Source organism: Microcoleus sp. Pol12B4, from assembly GCF_036701385.1.
In the GTDB taxonomy this organism is placed as follows: Bacteria; Cyanobacteriota; Cyanobacteriia; order Cyanobacteriales; family Microcoleaceae; genus Microcoleus.
Window position 1 is genome coordinate 1 of record NZ_JAUBQR010000146.1, and the last position, 17187, is coordinate 17187.

The window sequence follows — 17187 nt, forward strand, 5'->3', positions numbered from 1 at the left end:
TGGCACAGGGGGAGGGTTTAGCAAGTTTTGTTCTGGAAACCTTGAGATTGCGGGGGCTTCTCGCACCATCAGAGAGGAAGAAATCAAAAAATGTGCCGACAAAGGAATCGAATTTATTGAACTGCCGATGGCACTTGATGGTCTTGCGGTAGTGGTTAATAAGGAAAATAACTTTGCCAAATGTCTGACAATTAAAGAATTAGACATAATGTGGAATGCCAAATCTGAAGGCAAGATTACCAGTTGGAAGCAAATCAATCCCGACTTTCCCGACGAAAAACTGTTGCTGTTTGCCCCTCCTTCCGATACAGGAACCTTTGATTATTTCACCCAAGCCGTTACGGGTAAAAGGAAAAATAGCCGTACCGACTTTACCCCCAGCCGCAACCAAAATACCCTCGTTCAAGGGGTGATTGGCAATAAATCGGGAGTGGCCTATCTGGGAATTGCCTTCTTGCTCCAAAACCAAGACAAATTGAACGGGGTGGCGATTGAAAATGCGGATGGAAAATGTGTTAAACCAGTTCCCCTTGATAACGTTCTGAGAAATATCTATAGCCCCCTCTCTCGCCCCCTCTTTATCTACGTCAATAAAAAAGCCCTTGAAACCAATTCTTCCCTGGAAAGATTCGTGAAATTCTATCTAGAAAATTCTTGGAAATGGGTAGATGGTGTGGGCTATGTGCCGTTACCTGATGAAGCTTATGTGAAAACTAAGCAAAAATTTGAGCGGCGTGAAACGGGAACGAAATTCAAAGAAGCCAAACCCGGTGAATCCATTACTAACTTTATTTAAGGAGGAAATCTCAAGCCCATGACCCTAACTCCTAGTTCCTTTGATGACTCCCTTTTCGCTGCGGATGACTCCTTGCTTAAGAAGGGTTCGGAAGATGTCCCAGAAAAGATTATTGGTGCGGTTTTATTTGCCTGTGCCTTCGTGTCCGTTGCCACAACCTTTGGTATTGTCTGGATCATTTTCCAAGAGACTTTGGGTTTTTTCCAAGAAGTTTCTTTAGCCCAGTTTTTTCTGGATACCCGATGGACTCCCCTGTTTGCCGAACCCCATTTTGGCATCTGGCCGCTGCTGAACGGAACGTTTTTAACCTCTGCGATCGCTATGGCTGTGGCGGTTCCTTTGGGTTTGTCTTCAGCCATTTACCTGAGTGAATATGCCCAACCGAAAGTGGCAGCCGTGTTACGCCCTGCTGTGGAGTTATTGGGCGGAATTCCCACAGTAGTTTATGGTTACTTTGCTTTGCTTTTTGTCACTCCGGTTCTGCGGCATCTTTTCCCCTTAGAGATTTTTAATGCCCTCAGCGCTGGGTTAATGATGGGCATTATGATCACCCCCACCGTCGGTTCCATCAGCTTAGATGCCATTCAATCGGTTCCCCGTTCTCTGCGGGAAGGTTCCTATGCCTTGGGCATTACCAAACTAGAAACCATTTTTAAAGTTGTTCTTCCGGCAGCCTTGTCTGGGATTATGGCTTCGATTATTTTAGGCGTTTCCCGCGCAGTCGGAGAAACCATGACCGTTCTGATTGCGGCTGGATCGCAGCCTCGCCTGACTGTCAATTTCATGGAATCCGTCGCCACCCTAACCGCTTTTATGGCGGAGATTTCGGGGGGAGATAGTCCCAGGGGTAGCCTCAGTTTTAAGACTTTGTATGCGGTGGGAGCAGTTCTGTTCCTGATTACATTGTCTCTCAATATGGCCAGCTTCTGGATTTCTAGTCGCTTTAAGGAAAAATACGACTGATTGCTATGGTTAAATTAACTTCAACAAACAATTCCGTCAAAACTGGCGAATTTACCGATAACCTAGAACGCCGAGAAGCGATCGGCAAAGTCTTTGAGTATCTATTCTTAATTGGGTTACTCATCGGTTTATTTGTCCTCGCCTTACTGGTTCTTAATATCCTTCATGATGGACTTAGCAGATTGCTAACACCGGGGTTTCTCACGGAAACGCCTTCCCGTTTTGCCGAACGCGGAGGTATCCGTCCAGCCATTATTGGGAGTTTCCTTCTGGGACTAATCGTCCTTCTGGTTGCGGTTCCCATTGGGGTAGGGGCTGCTTTGTACCTAGAGGAATATGCCCCTAAAAAGTGGTGGACTGCCGTGATTGAGATAAATATTGGGAATTTAGCGGGGATTCCTTCTATTGTCTATGGCTTACTGGGTTTAGGGGTCTTTAACTATTTACTAGGGTTTGGGCCTACCTTGATTTCGGGGGCATTAACCCTTGCCCTATTGTCTTTACCTGTCATTATCGTCACGGCGAGGGAGGCTATCCGCGCCGTTCCCGATTCCCTGAGAAATGCTTCCTATGGACTGGGAACTACCAAATGGCAAACCATTCAACACCATGTCTTACCCTATGCCATTCCGGGAATTCTTACGGGGGTGATTATTTCTGTCTCCCGCGCCATGGGGGATGCTGCTTCTTTGGTGGTCGTGGGTGCTGTCAGTTTTCTCACGTTTAATCCGGGTTTATTCCAACGATTTATGGCGTTACCCATTCAAATTTTCAGCTATATCACTCGTCCTGAACCGGGGTTTGCCAGTGCTGCCGCAGCGACGATTATTGTGCTGATTATCTTGATTTTGGCGCTTAATGGCGTCGCTATCTATCTGCGCCAACGCTATTCCAGCCATTAATTAACTTGAGTTGTCAAGATTAAGGAGACTATTTCAGATGACTGACAGTAATAGCCAACTCAACACGGACGATAGTGCGTTTGATGCAGAAGGCGTAAAGGTTTATTACAGTGGCTTTTTAGCCCTGGTCGATGTCTATATCAAAATTCCCCGTCAAAAAATTGTGGCCTTTATCGGCCCTTCAGGCTGTGGCAAAAGTACCTTATTGCGTTGCTTCAATCGCATGAATGATTTAATCCCTGGTGCCAAGGTGGAAGGGAAACTCATTTACCGCAACCGTAATATTTACGATCCGCAAGTTAATCCCGTCAAATTGCGGCGACAGGTGGGAATGGTGTTTCAAAGGCCGAATCCGTTTCCCAAGAGCATTTATGAAAATATTGCCTATGCCCCGAGAACCAACGGATATCAAGGAAATCTAGATGAATTAGTGGAATCTTCCCTCACACAAGCAGCTATCTGGAAAGAGGTTAAGGATAAACTGCAAGAGAAAGGAACGGCGTTATCGGGGGGACAACAACAAAGGCTTTGTATTGCTCGCGCGATCGCCATGAAACCCGATGTTTTATTGATGGATGAACCTTGTTCTGCTCTCGACCCCATTTCTACGCGACAGGTCGAAGAACTGTGCTTAGAACTTAAGGAACGATACACAATTATTACGGTGACTCACAATATGCAACAAGCGTCAAGAATCGCGGATTGGACGGCTTTTTTCAATACAGAAACGGACGATCAAGGCAAACGGCGCGGCAAATTGGTGGAGTTTGGTCCCACTGAACAAATTTTCGGTTCTCCCCAAACCAAAGAAGCCGAAGAGTACATTAGTGGACGCTTTGGTTAAACGCAAGTGTCAGATTTAGGCGTTACGCATTGTCAGCAATGACATTACCTTGTCAGCCAATACTCCGGACAGTTTTGGGAACGATACTACAAGCTTTACGGCTGTAAGTGGAGCCACAGCCTCCGGAGCTGCGTTACCAGGAAGAGCCTGGTAACGGGTATAATTCACCGAGGAATGTGCGCGCGGCGCACCCTAGAAATTAAGCGGTGAAGTATTTGGCTGCTGGGTGATAGGTGATAATTGCGGTGGTTGATTGTTCGGGATAAAGTTGTTCGCTTTCATCCATATAGAGGTTGATACGATCGCACTTTAATAATTCCAGTTGCTTGTACTGATCCGCCATATTCGGACAAGCAGGATAGCCGAAACTGTACCGCGAACCGCGATATCTTTGGGCTAACATATCGCGAATGTTGTCCGGTTCTTCGCTACCAAAGCCCAATTCGCGCCTAATTCGCGCGTGAGTCCATTCTGCTATTGCTTCCGCTGTCTGTACCGCTAACCCGTGAAAGTAGAGATAGTCGGTATATTGATGGTTAGCAAATAGCTTTCGCGCGTACTCTGTAGCAATTTCTCCCACTGTCGCTACTTGCATCGGAAATACATCGATTTTACCCGATTCTTTGGGGGCGAAGAAGTCAGCAATGCACAGCCTGCGGGCCGATTTTTGCCGGGGAAATGTCAAGGTTGCAGCGGGTGTCGATACATCTTGACCACCATCCATAATTTCTGGATCGTACAAATGCAAAGAATTGCCTTCAGCTTGACAGGGAAAATACCCGTAAATTGCTTGCGGCTGCAGTAACTTTTCGGTGATGACTTTGTGTTTCCACTCTTCCAAGATGGGATAAACTTTTTCCGCTAAGAAAGCATCGTATTCTTCTCGCGATTGGTCTTTTGGCTTGCGGAACTGCCACTGACCGGCCACTAAGGCTTGCAAATCTAAGTGCCAGAAAATCTCCTCAAAGGGGATGTCTTCTGCCTGCAACAGTTTCGTTCCCCAGAAAGGAGGAGTCGGGCGATCGATATCTGCTGCAACTGCTTCGGATCGCCTGGTATCTATCACCACAGGAGTGTCTGCTTTCTTGGCATCTTTTACAGAAGTTTCTGGCGAAATTTCAGCTTCTTTAACCGCCCCCTTATCATCCTCTATTTCATCTAAAAATCCTTGCAAGTCTTCCCATTTACCAGCAGATTTGGCTGGCATCAGTTTGTCCATAAAGTGCAAGTCAGAAAACGCATCTTTGCCGTAAACGACTTTACCTTTGTAGGTATTTTGGCATTCTTCATGCACAAATTTGGGAGTCAAAGCCGCGCCGCCCAAAATCACGGGAACCGTGATTCCTTTCTGGTTGAATACTTCCAGATTTTCTTTCATGAATGCGGTGGATTTTACCAGCAAGCCACTCATCGCTATACAGTCGGCTTTGTGCTTCTCGTAAGCTTCGATGATATTGTCAACCGACTGTTTAATTCCCAAGTTAATTACTCGGTAGCCGTTGTTTGATAGGATAATATCAACTAAGTTTTTGCCGATATCGTGAACGTCGCCTTTAACAGTAGCGATGATGAATGTGCCTTTGGCATTGTCCCCGGATTCGGACTTTTCCATGTGCGGTTCTAAATAGGCAACTGCCGCTTTCATGGTTTCTGCTGACTGCAAAACAAATGGCAGTTGCATTTGTCCCGATCCGAATAATTCTCCGACTACTTTCATCCCGTCTAACAAGAAAGTATTGATAATGTGGAGAGGCGGATAGGTTTCTAATGCTTTGGCGAGTTGGATATCTAGTCCAATGCGTTCGCCGTCGATGATGTGCTGCTTCAGGCGTTCTTCTACCGGAAGGCTTGCGTCTTCTGTCCGATCGCGCTTAGTAGTTTTACCCGCAAACACCGTTGTCAGCTCGCCCAAGGGGTCGTAAACGCAAATTTCGCCGTCAAACTCCCGTTCGTCGTAAATGAGTTTACGGCAGATTTCTTGGTGTTTGGCGTCGATTTTGGCAAGGGGCAAAATCTTATTGGCGCTGACAATTGCCGAGTCCATCCCAGCCTGCATTGCTTCGTGCAAAAACATGGAATTCAAGACTTGCCGCGCCGCCGGATTTAAACCGAAGGAAATGTTAGAAACTCCTAAGATGACGTGACATCCGGGCAATTCTTGGCGAATGCGGCGGATAGATTCGATGGTAGCTTTGCCGTTTTTTCGGTCTTCTTCTATCCCGGTGGAAATGGGCAAAGCTAGGGTATCAAAAAAGATTTCCTCGGCGGGAATTCCGTAGGCGACGGCGGCGTTATATGCGCGTTGGGCGATCGCAAATTTTTTGTCTGCGGTTCTCGCCATTCCATCTTCGTCAATTGTACCGATAACTATGCCCGCGCCGTATTTTTTGGCCAACTCCAAAACTTGATAAAAACGCGGTTCTCCGTCTTCGTAGTTAGTGGAATTCAGCAAACATTTGCCGCCCGCAACTTTTAAGCCTGCTTCCATCTTTTCCCATTCTGTGGAATCCAGCATTAAAGGGAGAGTTGCATTAGTCACCACGCGGGAAACTAATTCTTTCATATCTCGCACGCCGTCGCGGCCGACATAATCCACGTTAACATCGAGAATGTGCGCGCCTTCTCGCACTTGTTCCCTAGCCATTGCGACTAAACCGTCCCAGTCTTCGGCGTTTAGCAAATCGCGGCATTTTTTGGAACCGCTGGCGTTGAGTCTTTCGCCGACAATTAAGAAGGAATTTTCTTGTTCGTAGGGTTGGGCTGTGTAAATTGAGGCGGCGGAGGGTTCCCAAGTAATTTCGCGGATTTTGGGTTTAAGAGTTTTGCCAATTTCTGATAGTTCGCGGATGTGATCGTAGCGGGTTCCGCAGCAGCCGCCAATGACTTGCACGCCTAAGTCTTCGACAAAGCGCATCAAGGCCATTTTTAATTCTATTGGCGTGAGTTTGTAGTGCGCGTGACCGCCGATGTTTTCGGGTAAACCAGCGTTGGGCACGCAGGAAACGACGAAGGGCGAATGTTCAGAAAGGTATTTGACGTGTTCGGCCATGCGATCGGGCCCGGTGGCGCAGTTCAGGCCTAAAATGTCGATCGGGTACGGCTGCAAAATGGCTAGGGCGGCGCTGATATCGGAACCGACTAACATTGTGCCGGTGGCTTCCATTGTGACTGATACCATTAACGGAATCCGCGCACCTTTTTTCTTAAATACTTCTTCAATGGCATTTAATGCTGATTTAATTTGCAGCACATCTTGACAAGTTTCGACAATAAATAAGTCAACGCCGCCGTCATAAAGTCCTTCTGCTTGTTCGGTAAAAGCGGCGGTGAGTGTGTCGAAATCGATGTGTCCTAATGTGGGCAATTTGGTGCCTGGCCCGATCGATCCTGCGACAAATCTCGGTTTTTCTGGGGTGGAAAATTCGTCGGCGATACCCTTGGCAAGTTCGGCGGCAGTTTTGTTGAGATAATATGCTTTGTCTGCCAAATCGTATTCGGCGAGAACGATGGAAGCAGCGCCGAAGGTGTCTGTTTCGATGACATCGGCCCCTGCTTCGAGGAATCCCCGGTGCACGTTGGCGACGGCTTCCGGTTTCGTGTGGACGAGATATTCGTTGCAGCCTTCGTATTCTTTGCCGCCAAAGTCTTCTGCGGTGAGGTTTTGGACTTGCAGGTTGGTTCCCATTGCGCCGTCGAAGACGATGACGGGGCGCGAGGGGTGGTGGAGTCGATCGAGGAATCTGCTATTCATAAGCGGTCAAAAAAAACGCAGGTGCTATATATTTACAATTTTATCTATTGTGCAATATTGTCAACAATTATGTGACTGTTCGCAAACGACTAATTACTGAAGGATTTAATGCTGCTGACAATAGTTCGATCGTACCTGTAATTTTACCGATCGCCCTGGATAATTGTCAAAATTCTGTTGTGGGTGAGGCTGCGGGGGGAAAAACGGGCTAGTTGTGAGGGATTTTTTCGCTTAACTGTTGAGGAATTTGGCGAAAATGCGATCGAAATAATTAAACGAGTGATATTTAAGGGCGATCTAATTCTCGGCTGTCTCGTAGTTAGGCTGATAACTACAATCGCTACTCCTGGTGCAAGTAATGGTTTGAGTGTTTGTTCTACGAAGAGACGGAATTCTATCATAACCCATTGCTTGTTCATCAGATGTTTCCTTGATTAGTAAACGAGCTGATTGAATGGTTGGTACCGAAGAAGCTATAACAAATGGAATTAAGTGGGTACCTGCACAGCTATCTTTATGAATAACTCGAAAAATTCACAAATTAGGTTGTGGGATTGTCTTAAGGGTAACGCAAATTAGCCCGTCAGCCCAAAAATTCTAAAAGAATAAATGTAACTCAAATCAAGATTGCTAAATTACATAATTCCATTGCCGATACCCGTAAAGATTTTCTGCATAAAGTGTCAACCAAAATAGTCAAGCAAAACCAAGTGATTATTCTGGAAGATTTGAACGTGTCAGGAATGGTGAAGAATCGGAAACTCTCAAGGGCGATTAGCCAACTAGGATGGAGAGAATTTAGAACTCTGTGTGAAGCCAAATCCGAGAAATTTGGCAGAGAGTTTCAAGTAATTAATAGGTGGGCATCTACTAGCCAAGTCTGTGCAGACTGTGGCTTTAAGTGGGGAAAAATTGATCTGTCTATCAGTTCATTGCTTTGCATGAGTTATGGCACTGAGCAAGACAGAGATGAGAATGTGGCTAAAATAATAGAGAAAGTCGGGATGGGGAATCGCCACGACTCTAAACGGGCGCAGAGGGTTTGTCAGATTACTTCGGTAGCAGAACCCTATGAACCGTCAAGAATCACCGCACCTTCAGGTCGGTGAGTATTTTAATGAGTTAGATTTTTCGCTCAATTGTCCCTCTTACTGAGTCTGCTTATCGTGTAAAGCATACAGCAGTTCACTCAGTTTTCGCTCAGACGCAGAACAGGTTCCCTAGGTTGAGCGAGGGTAGGAGCTAGGATGGCGGAAAGTGGTAAAATAAGTCAGAAAGCTTAATTCAAATCCTGTCATCCCGATTATAAAATTAAACTGGATATTCCGCAGCAAGTGAGTTTGTTTTGGGCTATCGTCCGGCTGTGTATATTTCGGGTTGGGATAAATTAATGGATCTGGCGATCAAGCGTTTTAATTCCCCTTTGCTAAAAAATCAACTGTAGCCACTGTTTTGGCAAAGGGAATTATAGAATAAAACGTAAACAATCAGAGCAGCAGTAGAAAAGAAAGAACAAGTCTTTGTCTTCTCCCTCTGTGATGATTTGGAACAGTGTTCGATCACAGCTACTTGCTCAATGCTGAGAACTTTGACTAAGGTTTGAAACCGGAGGCAAGTATAAATATTGCAATAATGTATAAATATTGCAATATTTCTTAAATACCAGTTCATCAAGATTTACATCTTGAGATAGATGAATTAATAGGTGAATGAGCTTATAATAGAATTTACTTGTTAGCGTGTCTAAAATTAACCCAAAAACCGGAGGATATTGCAATGCAAATAAGTGGCAAAGGCTTCGGCTCCTGCTCTCGCTGCGAAACAGTACCAGCAAAAATAGAGAGCAGCGGAGGTCTATACCTGTGGTTTCCAGTATCGCACACGCTGACCAAGGTTATTTCTGCACTGGCTAAGGCTAAACTTGAGTTCCGGCTTTTAGAAGAGAGCAAGTGCTTGTACGTTATCCTTGAGGGAATAGCGAGAGAAGATTTTAGCGCCCTAGCATCATCGGTGCTGACAACTCAAGAGTTGAAAGAGACAAAAGTTTTGTGGATGCGCGAAGTTGAACAGCCAAAACTTAGCGATTTTTATCGCAGCACTTCCTTAGAATTTTTTATTAATTTGAGTAACTCCGATTGGCTGTTAGATTTATTGTACGAAGAACGCATTACTACGCATTTTCAGCCCATTGTTTACACCTCAGATACTTCTAAAATCTTTGCCCACGAAGCGCTGCTCCGAGGAATTGACGAGCAAGGAAACTTAATTTATCCGGGTCGGATTTTTGCCCAAGCAGAATCAGCAGGTCTAATTTTTCAACTAGATGTTTTAGCCCGGACTCGCGCTATCCGGGAAGCCCATGTTTACGATATCAAACAACTACTTTTTATTAATTTTTCTCCCACTTCAGTTTACGATCCCGCTACCTGCCTGCGAAGAACAGTACAGGCTATTGATGAAGCGGGAATTCCTCACAGCAATATTGTTTTTGAAGTAGCGGAATCTCAGCACCCTCCTGATATCGCTCACTTGATTAAGATTCTGAGGTTTTACCGAGAGGCGGGATTTTTAATTGCCTTAGACGATTTTGGCAGCGGTTCTTCTAATTTAAATTTGATGCACCAACTGCGTCCAGATTTTATTAAGTTGGATATGCAATTGATTCGCAATGTCCATCAAGATTATTATAAGGCACTCATTACGGAAAAGATGTTAGAAATTGCTGCTCAATTAGAAATTAAAACAGTTGCTGAAGGTGTGGAAACTTTGGAGGAGTTTGAGTGGGTGCGAGAACGGGGAGCAACTTTGGTTCAAGGTTATTTGATTGCTAAGCCGACTTCTCCGCCGATCGCAGTTACGAGCTATATTGGTGGTGTTGAAGCAGTGCCTATGTCTGCTTAAATGGTTTTCAGTTGCGATTGGGAGCTACCTTTTGCTCGTACCCCAGATCCGGGGGACGCATATCGGGAGGCTTTGCCTCCATTAAAATGAGACAAGATTTTGAAGGCAGAGCCTCCCGATATTCATTACCAGGCAGAGCCTGGTAATGAGAATAACTAGCATTTTAAACGCTCAAATTGCGCCGCAGAAAGCTTTCTAAGGATTCCATTCTCATCCCGTATGTTGATTCCAAGTTTTGCACTTCTTCGGGAGTGCAGAAATACTCGTTACCCAGCAATACCCGCAAAGTTCCTAAGTCTTTTTGAGCTTGAGGATTCAATAAACCCAAGGCATTTCTCAAACCGTCAAACACAACCAGCGGCGGGTTGATTACCATCGGTTCGCGATTGAATAAGCGTGCAAAAATGCGGGGAATGTCGTCTCTTGTCAGCACATCCGGGCCACCGACTCGCAGAAGTTGGTTGCGGGCGCCTTCGACTGTTGGCGAGTCTGCGGCAATCTTTGCTAAGTCGTCGGTACTAACAACAGAGGTGCGGTTTTTGCCGTCGCCAATCAGCAGGTAAAGTCCGGTTTCTCGAAATCTTTCTGCTAGGGGTAACAAGCTGGAAGCAAAACCGGCAGGCCGCAGGATTGTATAATTCAATCCGCTGTTTTGCAGGTATTTTTCAACTTCTCGCTTGGCTTTGAATACTGCGGAATCTTCGTATCCTCGATCGACTCCCAGTACCGAAATAAAGACAAAGTGCTGAACTCCCGCTTCTTTGGCGCAGTCGATCAATTCTATGTTAGCGCGGTAGTGGACTGCTTGAACGTCGCCGCCGGTGCCGTGGCTGCTGATGATGTATTGCACTCCTTGGCAGGCTTTTTTAATATCTTTGTCTTGTTTTAAGTCGCCGATAAAAATCTCGGCGCCTCGGTTTTCTAGTTCAGAGTAGCGAGATGCGAGGCGAACGAATGCGCGGACAGGCTTTTCTTGCTGTCTGATTTCTCGTACAATTCGGCGGCCTAGTGCGCCTGTTGCTCCGGTTACTAAGAACATGATTTTTAGTTATTGGTTGTTACTTACATATTGCACTTTTCTCAATAGTAGGCAAGATGCCTGTTCCACAAAGATTGAATTTTCTTGTGGGGTGGGCATCCTGCCCGCCCATCCAAGGCTTATTGAGAATGGGGCAAGATGTCAATTGTTATTAACCTTATAACTTATAAATCAAAATTCGACAATTACGGGGGCGTGGTCGCTGGGTTTGATTAATTTTCTAGGAGCAATATCTATTGTACAGTTTTTTGCTTGTTCGTACAGGGGAGGGCTGAGATAATGGTGGTCGATTCTCCAGCCGTTGTTGCGTGGAAATGCGGCGGCGCGGTAGTCCCACCAGCTATAATGACCTCCTTCTATGGTGAATTTGCGAAAGGGGTCGTTTAATCCTAATTCTATTATTTCTGTTAGCGCGAGGCGTTCGGCAACAGACAAGCCGACAGAGTTAGCATTGGCTTTGGGATTGTGGATATCTCGATCGTCCGGGACAATGTTGAAGTCGCCGCAAATGCACAAGTTGGGGAATTTATCTAGTGCTATTTTGAGGTATTCTTGCAGCAGTTTGAGCCACTTTAGCTTGTACTCATATTTCTCGCTGCCAACTTCGGAACCGTTGGGAACGTATACGCAAATAATGCAAATATCGTCTATAATCCCCGCTATTAGGCGTTTTTGTTCGTCAAAAATACCTGTGGTTTCGTCGCCGAGAAGGGGGGCAAATCCGGTGCTGATTTGCGTTAGGGGCGATCGGCTGAGAATGGCGACGCCGTTGTAGGATTTTTGACCGGAAATGTAGCAGTTGTAGCCGAGGTTGATGAAGGGTTCTAGAGGGAAGTCTTTGTCTGTGACTTTGGTTTCTTGGAGGCAGAGAACGTCTGGGGAGTTTGTTTGCAACCAGCTAGTAACGTGTTCTATGCGGGTGCGGATTGAGTTGACGTTCCAGGTGGCGATTTTCATTTTTTGTTTGTAATATACTCTCTGATTATTGGCCCGATCGTAAAGTGCGATCGCCCGTTTTGTTTTACTGTTTCAACTAATTACCGTCGTCCTAAAGATTGCATGACTTTCAAGAGTTCTGGCGATGATAGTTGCAGGTTTGCTGGTATTTTTGAGATGTCGGCTGATTCGGGGGTAGTTGCTAGCCATGCGATCGCCTGTTGTTCGGATGCGGTTAGGCGATCGCACTGCTGGTGCAGGAGTGATTCTAAGTCACCTAAAAATAGGGTATCACAGGATAGGAACTCGGAAACGCTGTCGCCGAATAAGTCTTAAATCTATGACTTTTTCGGTAGCAACCAGCTAAATCTGACTTTTTATGGTCGAGTTGGGGTGGAAAAATCTACTAAATATGACTAGATATAGCTTGACAAGCTTTGGTATTTAGGAAATAATTTATACTTAAGACTGCAAACATATAAATAAACAAAGAACAAGCTAAAAAATAATTCATTTAGGTTTTATACAAAACGAGACGCAAAATATATGAAATGGGAAGAAGCATTTAAAATCGTTTTTTTTTGCCCTAACATCTGTCGGGAGTGCCAGTCTATTGCCTTAATCAGTGACCCATCCAAATATTGAGTAAGTTAAGATGTCTGACCTAAGCTCAACAACCCCGGAACACCTAGACTACCCCTTCTTATTAGTCACGCACATGGTCTGCGCGGATCAGCAGATTCACAGTGAAGAGTCGAAAGCACTACGCGAACTAGCAACGCAGATCGGCGCTTCTCAACGCACTCTCGCTGAGATGGAAAAAATTATAGCTCAAGAGGAAAACCAGCTTTCTGTAGAGGATTTAGCTGCGAAAGTGTCGCCCGGTGAGCAAAGTGAGGCAATGTCGCAAATGTTGGCGATCGCTTATGTTGACGGTTTCTGTTCAGCATTAGAACGTCAGATGGCCGAACAAGTAGCACGAATTTGGAGCTGGCCAGCGGGAAAAGTACAGCGACAGCTTGTAGAAGCTGGAGCCTTCACTGATACCCGATTCCTAGGCGAACACAACCAACAACAGAAAGTCTCTTTCGGTGCGCGTTTCCTTACAGGGGCTGATTCTCTCCTTTCACGCGCATTGGTGGATAATGTAGCAAAGCTCACTGGGAGTGAGCAAAAAGTTGAGCAACTACGACGGGAAATCCTGTTAACAGGGCCAGAATATGACGAGGCGATTCGTCAGTGTGCAGTCATCGCTGATGAAGATTACAAATTTGCAGAATTGGCACTTAAAAGAGCTTTATCAGCACTTTCCAAGTTGGGCAAAAATATTCAAGAGGCTATCGAAGACATCAAACATAAAACAGGTAGTAAAGGTCAAGCTACCACTGCTAAGGAAGTCGCCAAGCAACTTGAGGATACTAAAAACTCTCTGAGTGCTGAGATTATTAAAGAAATACAGAACGTGCGGGAGTCACTTCGCGCCAAGGAACGCGCTCTCAATCATTTCAGCATCACATTTATGGGCAGAACTAAGGCGGGCAAAAGCACTCTTCACGCCATAGTTACAGATGATGGATGGGATGCGATCGGTGTAGGCAAGCAGCGAACAACTCGGTTTAATCGGGTGTACGAGTGGAAGAATATTCGCATCATTGATACTCCTGGAATTGGTGCTCCGGGGGGCAAAAGTGATGAAGAAATTGCTAAAAGTATTATCGACGAGTCAGATGTAATTTGTTATGTAGTGACAAATGACAGCATCCAAGAGAGTGAGTTTGCTTTCTTGCAGTTATTAAAGGAAAAAGCCAAGCCATTAATTATTTTACTGAATGTCAAGAATAACCTGCGCGACTCTCGCCGATTGGAGCATTTCTTAAAAAATCCCCAGAAAGTGTTTGTGATGGATGGTCAAAGTGGGCTACGTGGACACATTGAACGTATCCGTCGCTACGCTCAAGAGCATTATGCTAATGACTACTTGGATATTGTTCCTGTGATGCTGTTGGCGGCACAGCTTTCCCGCGAACCCGAACACGAAAAGAAGAAACAGGAGCTTTTTAAGGCAAGCCGGATGCAGGATTTTCTTGATTTAATTCGTGTATCTCTGGTTAATCATGGGGCAATTCGTCGCTCTCAAACTCTTCTCGGTTCTACCGTAGGTGCAATTGATCATCCTAATAAATGGGTGAATCAACAAGCTTTAGTCTATGAAAAATTGACAGAGACGCTGAAAAATAAGCGCGAGGGAATCCAAAAGGACATCCAAAAAGCAGCTAAGGACGCTAAAGACTATTTGCTTCAACAAATCGATAGTATTTTTCAAGATGCTATCAATGCTATACCATCCTTTGCAGAAGATAATTGGAACTCTAAAGAAATTGCGATCAAGGTGGGATGGGAACAAAAATTAAAAGCACTTCGATTTGAAGAACGCTTAAAAATAGCTTATCAAGAGGCGAGCAAAAATTTTAATAAGGAAGTTCAGGAAGCTCTGGAGGAAATAGGAAATGAATTACAGCTAATATCTCAGCTTGGCAGCAGCGATTTCAGCTTTACTGAGCAGGATTCAAACAATTTTCGAGATTTTGTGCGAATTGGTAGCAGTCTGCTCTTGATAGCTTCTGCTATTATAACGTTCTTCGCCCCTCCTATTGGTCTCGCTATCGGCATGGTAAGTGCGGTGGTTAGCGGGATTGTTGAAATGTTTAAATCCCAAGATGAAAAGCGACGCTAAGCTGTTATAAATATATCTACTTCATTGGAAAGTCAGCTCAACACTCATCGGCAAAGCACTCTACAGCAGGCTAAGGGGGACTTTGGCAAGTATTCTGATTCTGTAACCACGAATATCAACATCTATTTTGAAGAATTGATTGCAGGGCTAGAGGCGATCGCGACTGAGCTTGAAGAAGCAAAAAAGAAGTTATCGGGTACAGAAAATTATCTAAATCGTGCTTATGCCAAGCGAATCATTGACTGGTGTACTGAACAACAGGAACCCTTGACTGTTCAAGGTATCAAGCAAACCATTTATAAAGTTGAACGAGTTTTCGGACGTAGTATGAACATTGTAACAAAATCCAAAGTACAACCACTAAAATCACTAGACGATATCAAACACATCCTTCAAGAGGATATTTCCTTTAGCAATCTCAACTCTCCCAAATAAGGACTAAACTACCATGACTCAGAACAACCCCAACTTTAAAGCTGCCGATGTTGGTGCTTATTTCAAGAAGACGCTAGTAAAGTTTGACAACTTACTGGCTCATGGAAACACAGCCGAACTAACAGCTATCCGCAAAAAAGTGCGAGATGAATTAAAAGAGTATCGAGAGCATGGGATTCTCGGAGTAGCTTTTGTTGGTCAGTACAGTGCAGGTAAATCAACCATTATTTCTGCATTGACAGGACGGCGGGATATTCGTATAGATGCTGATATTGCTACTGATAAAACGACAAATTATGACTGGAACGGCATCAAGCTAATTGATACGCCTGGACTTTTTACAGACCGCCCAAATCACGATGAGACTACTTATGAAGCGATCAAGAAATCAGACTTGCTGGTTTTCTGCCTTACCTATATGCTCTTTGACTCACTGACAGCAGAGAATTTCAAGAAGTTAGCCTATGAAAAAGGCTATCGCTGGAAAATGATGCTGGTTATCAATAAAATGTCTGATGAAGCAGGAGAAGAAGAGCAAAAGATTGCCAACTACCGCCAAAGTCTTGCCGAGGCGCTGAAGCCTTACAGTCTTGATGAATTTCCCATCTGCTTTATCGATGCCAAAGACTACTGTGAAGGCATTGATTGCAAAGATGATTTTCTGACGGAAATCAGCCGTTTTTCAACTTTTATTGAGGATCTCAATCAGTTTGTAGAGCGTCGTGGCTCCCTTGCTCGTTTTGATACACCCGTCCGAATTGCTCTAAGCTGCGTTGATGAGGCTCAGTTGAGTTTTACTCGCAACTCTAACGAAGATTCGGCTTTTTTTGAAGTGCTGACACGATTATCTCGCACAGTGCGTAAAGAGCGCGCTCGCCTGCGAACAAAGGTTAAAAATATAGCCCTGGAGATGTCTTCAGGAGTTGCTAACGAAGGCAACACTCTTGCCGCAGCAATAGGCGATCAGAATTTTGAAAGGCTGAATAAACAAGCTGAACTGAATGTCCAGAAGCATTATGAGAAAGCAGAAACCAAACTGCAAGATGCTGTAAACGTAGCAGTTGAAGATATCCGGCAGGAGGTTGAAGAAGTTCTAGAAGGTAATCTAGTCAAGAGTTTTGTTGCTTGCCTAGATAAAAATCAAAACATATCAGCCCAAAATCTGGGGGCTGGTATGGATGTAGAGCGACTTAAAAGCCAAGTTGGTTTGCTTAAAAACATCGGTGAGACTGCAGGGGTGAAACTGACCACTTTGGCATCGAGGGGTTTTGCAAAAACCGCTGCTCAACAAGGATTTCTCCGCTCGATAGATGTAGCAGGAAGCGGTTTACATCAAAGTGTTGTCGCTGTAGGAAAATTTGTCGGCTTTAAGTTTAAGCCTTGGCAGGCGGTTGGTATGGCTAAAAACATCGGCAATGCTGCTAAATTCCTGGGGCCGGCTCTAGCAATTGTTTCGGTAGGAGTAGAGATTTTACAAATGCAACAAGAACATGAGCGAGAAAAGCAAATGTCTGATGTTCGTCGCGATATTACGAGTCAATTTCAATTAATAGCAAAAGACTTGGAAAATCAAATTGAAATACAGCTCTTTGAATTTGAGCAACAGGTTTACGGAGAGATTGAGAAGCAAATTGCAGCCGCTCGCCAGAAGGAAGAGGAAGTGATTTATGCTTCTAATACTTGGGTAAAACAACTGGCAGAAATCCGTAAGGATTTTGACGGGATTATCCAGTACATCACGAAGGCCTAGAGGGGTGACAAAGATATCTACAAAGTAGACTGCATCAGGGTTGAAGCCCGTATACCCTATTGATAAAAGCGACGTTTATTTGGAGTTAAATTCATTAACTCTTGAACAGGTTCAGAATATTGAGCGAGGTAATTCA

At 44.8% G+C, this 17187-nt stretch carries 13 protein-coding genes; 10 read left to right on the forward strand and 3 right to left on the reverse strand.

The features are described from left to right. The 4 genes from QUA38_RS19280 to pstB all read left to right on the forward strand — a co-directional run. A partial coding sequence (locus QUA38_RS19280; RefSeq protein WP_333164553.1) for a PstS family phosphate ABC transporter substrate-binding protein occupies positions 1-796 on the forward strand: 796 nt, incomplete at its 5' end. Positions 797-814: 18 nt separating this feature from the next. Then, the gene (pstC, locus tag QUA38_RS19285) at positions 815-1759 is read left to right on the forward strand and encodes a phosphate ABC transporter permease subunit PstC (RefSeq protein ID WP_333095843.1); all 945 of its coding nucleotides are present in this window, start codon (positions 815-817) and stop codon (positions 1757-1759) included. Positions 1760-1764: 5 nt separating this feature from the next. After that, positions 1765-2661: a phosphate ABC transporter permease PstA gene (gene pstA / locus QUA38_RS19290; RefSeq protein WP_333095844.1), complete on the forward strand. Its 897-nt coding sequence runs from the start codon at positions 1765-1767 to the stop codon at positions 2659-2661. 37 nt (positions 2662-2698) lie between these two features. Further along, positions 2699-3505 (forward strand): phosphate ABC transporter ATP-binding protein PstB, encoded by an 807-nt coding sequence (pstB, locus tag QUA38_RS19295; protein ID WP_333095845.1) that lies wholly within the window; start codon positions 2699-2701, stop codon positions 3503-3505. Between the two features lie 199 nt (positions 3506-3704). Here the strand turns inward: pstB and metH are convergent, their stop codons facing one another. Further along, positions 3705-7256 carry a methionine synthase gene (gene metH / locus QUA38_RS19300; protein WP_333164556.1) on the reverse strand — a complete coding sequence of 1184 codons (3552 nt, stop codon included), beginning with the start codon at positions 7254-7256 and terminating at the stop codon, positions 3705-3707. A 71-nt stretch (positions 7257-7327) separates the two neighbouring features. On the opposite strand from metH, the gene QUA38_RS19305 reads away from it, so the two are divergent. The 3 genes from QUA38_RS19305 to QUA38_RS19315 all read left to right on the forward strand — a co-directional run bounded on the left by QUA38_RS19305 (position 7328) and on the right by QUA38_RS19315 (position 10157). Further along, positions 7328-7468, forward strand: coding sequence for a hypothetical protein (locus QUA38_RS19305; protein ID WP_333164558.1), 141 nt, complete (start codon positions 7328-7330; stop codon positions 7466-7468). 414 nt (positions 7469-7882) lie between these two features. Then, the gene (locus tag QUA38_RS19310; protein ID WP_333164575.1) at positions 7883-8365 is read left to right on the forward strand and encodes a transposase; all 483 of its coding nucleotides are present in this window, start codon (positions 7883-7885) and stop codon (positions 8363-8365) included. A 667-nt stretch (positions 8366-9032) separates the two neighbouring features. After that, positions 9033-10157 carry an EAL domain-containing protein gene (locus QUA38_RS19315; protein ID WP_333164561.1) on the forward strand — a complete coding sequence of 375 codons (1125 nt, stop codon included), beginning with the start codon at positions 9033-9035 and terminating at the stop codon, positions 10155-10157. Between the two features lie 163 nt (positions 10158-10320). Here the strand turns inward: QUA38_RS19315 and QUA38_RS19320 are convergent, their stop codons facing one another. Further along, positions 10321-11196, reverse strand: coding sequence for an SDR family oxidoreductase (locus QUA38_RS19320; protein WP_333164563.1), 876 nt, complete (start codon positions 11194-11196; stop codon positions 10321-10323). 171 nt (positions 11197-11367) lie between these two features. Next, positions 11368-12153, reverse strand: a complete 786-nt coding sequence (gene xth / locus QUA38_RS19325; protein ID WP_333164564.1) for an exodeoxyribonuclease III — start codon at positions 12151-12153, stop codon at positions 11368-11370. Positions 12154-12787: 634 nt separating this feature from the next. Here xth and QUA38_RS19330 point away from each other — a divergent pair. Genes QUA38_RS19330 through QUA38_RS19340 form a run of 3 tightly spaced genes read left to right on the forward strand, consistent with a single transcriptional unit; the run spans position 12788 to position 17051 of the window. Continuing rightward, on the forward strand, positions 12788-14866 hold the full coding sequence (locus QUA38_RS19330; protein ID WP_333164566.1) for a GTPase: 2079 nt from the start codon (positions 12788-12790) through the stop codon (positions 14864-14866). Positions 14867-14890: 24 nt separating this feature from the next. Then, positions 14891-15301, forward strand: coding sequence for a hypothetical protein (locus QUA38_RS19335; protein WP_333164569.1), 411 nt, complete (start codon positions 14891-14893; stop codon positions 15299-15301). Between the two features lie 13 nt (positions 15302-15314). Next, positions 15315-17051 carry a GTPase gene (locus tag QUA38_RS19340; RefSeq protein WP_333164572.1) on the forward strand — a complete coding sequence of 579 codons (1737 nt, stop codon included), beginning with the start codon at positions 15315-15317 and terminating at the stop codon, positions 17049-17051. Positions 17052-17187 lie beyond the last annotated feature (136 nt).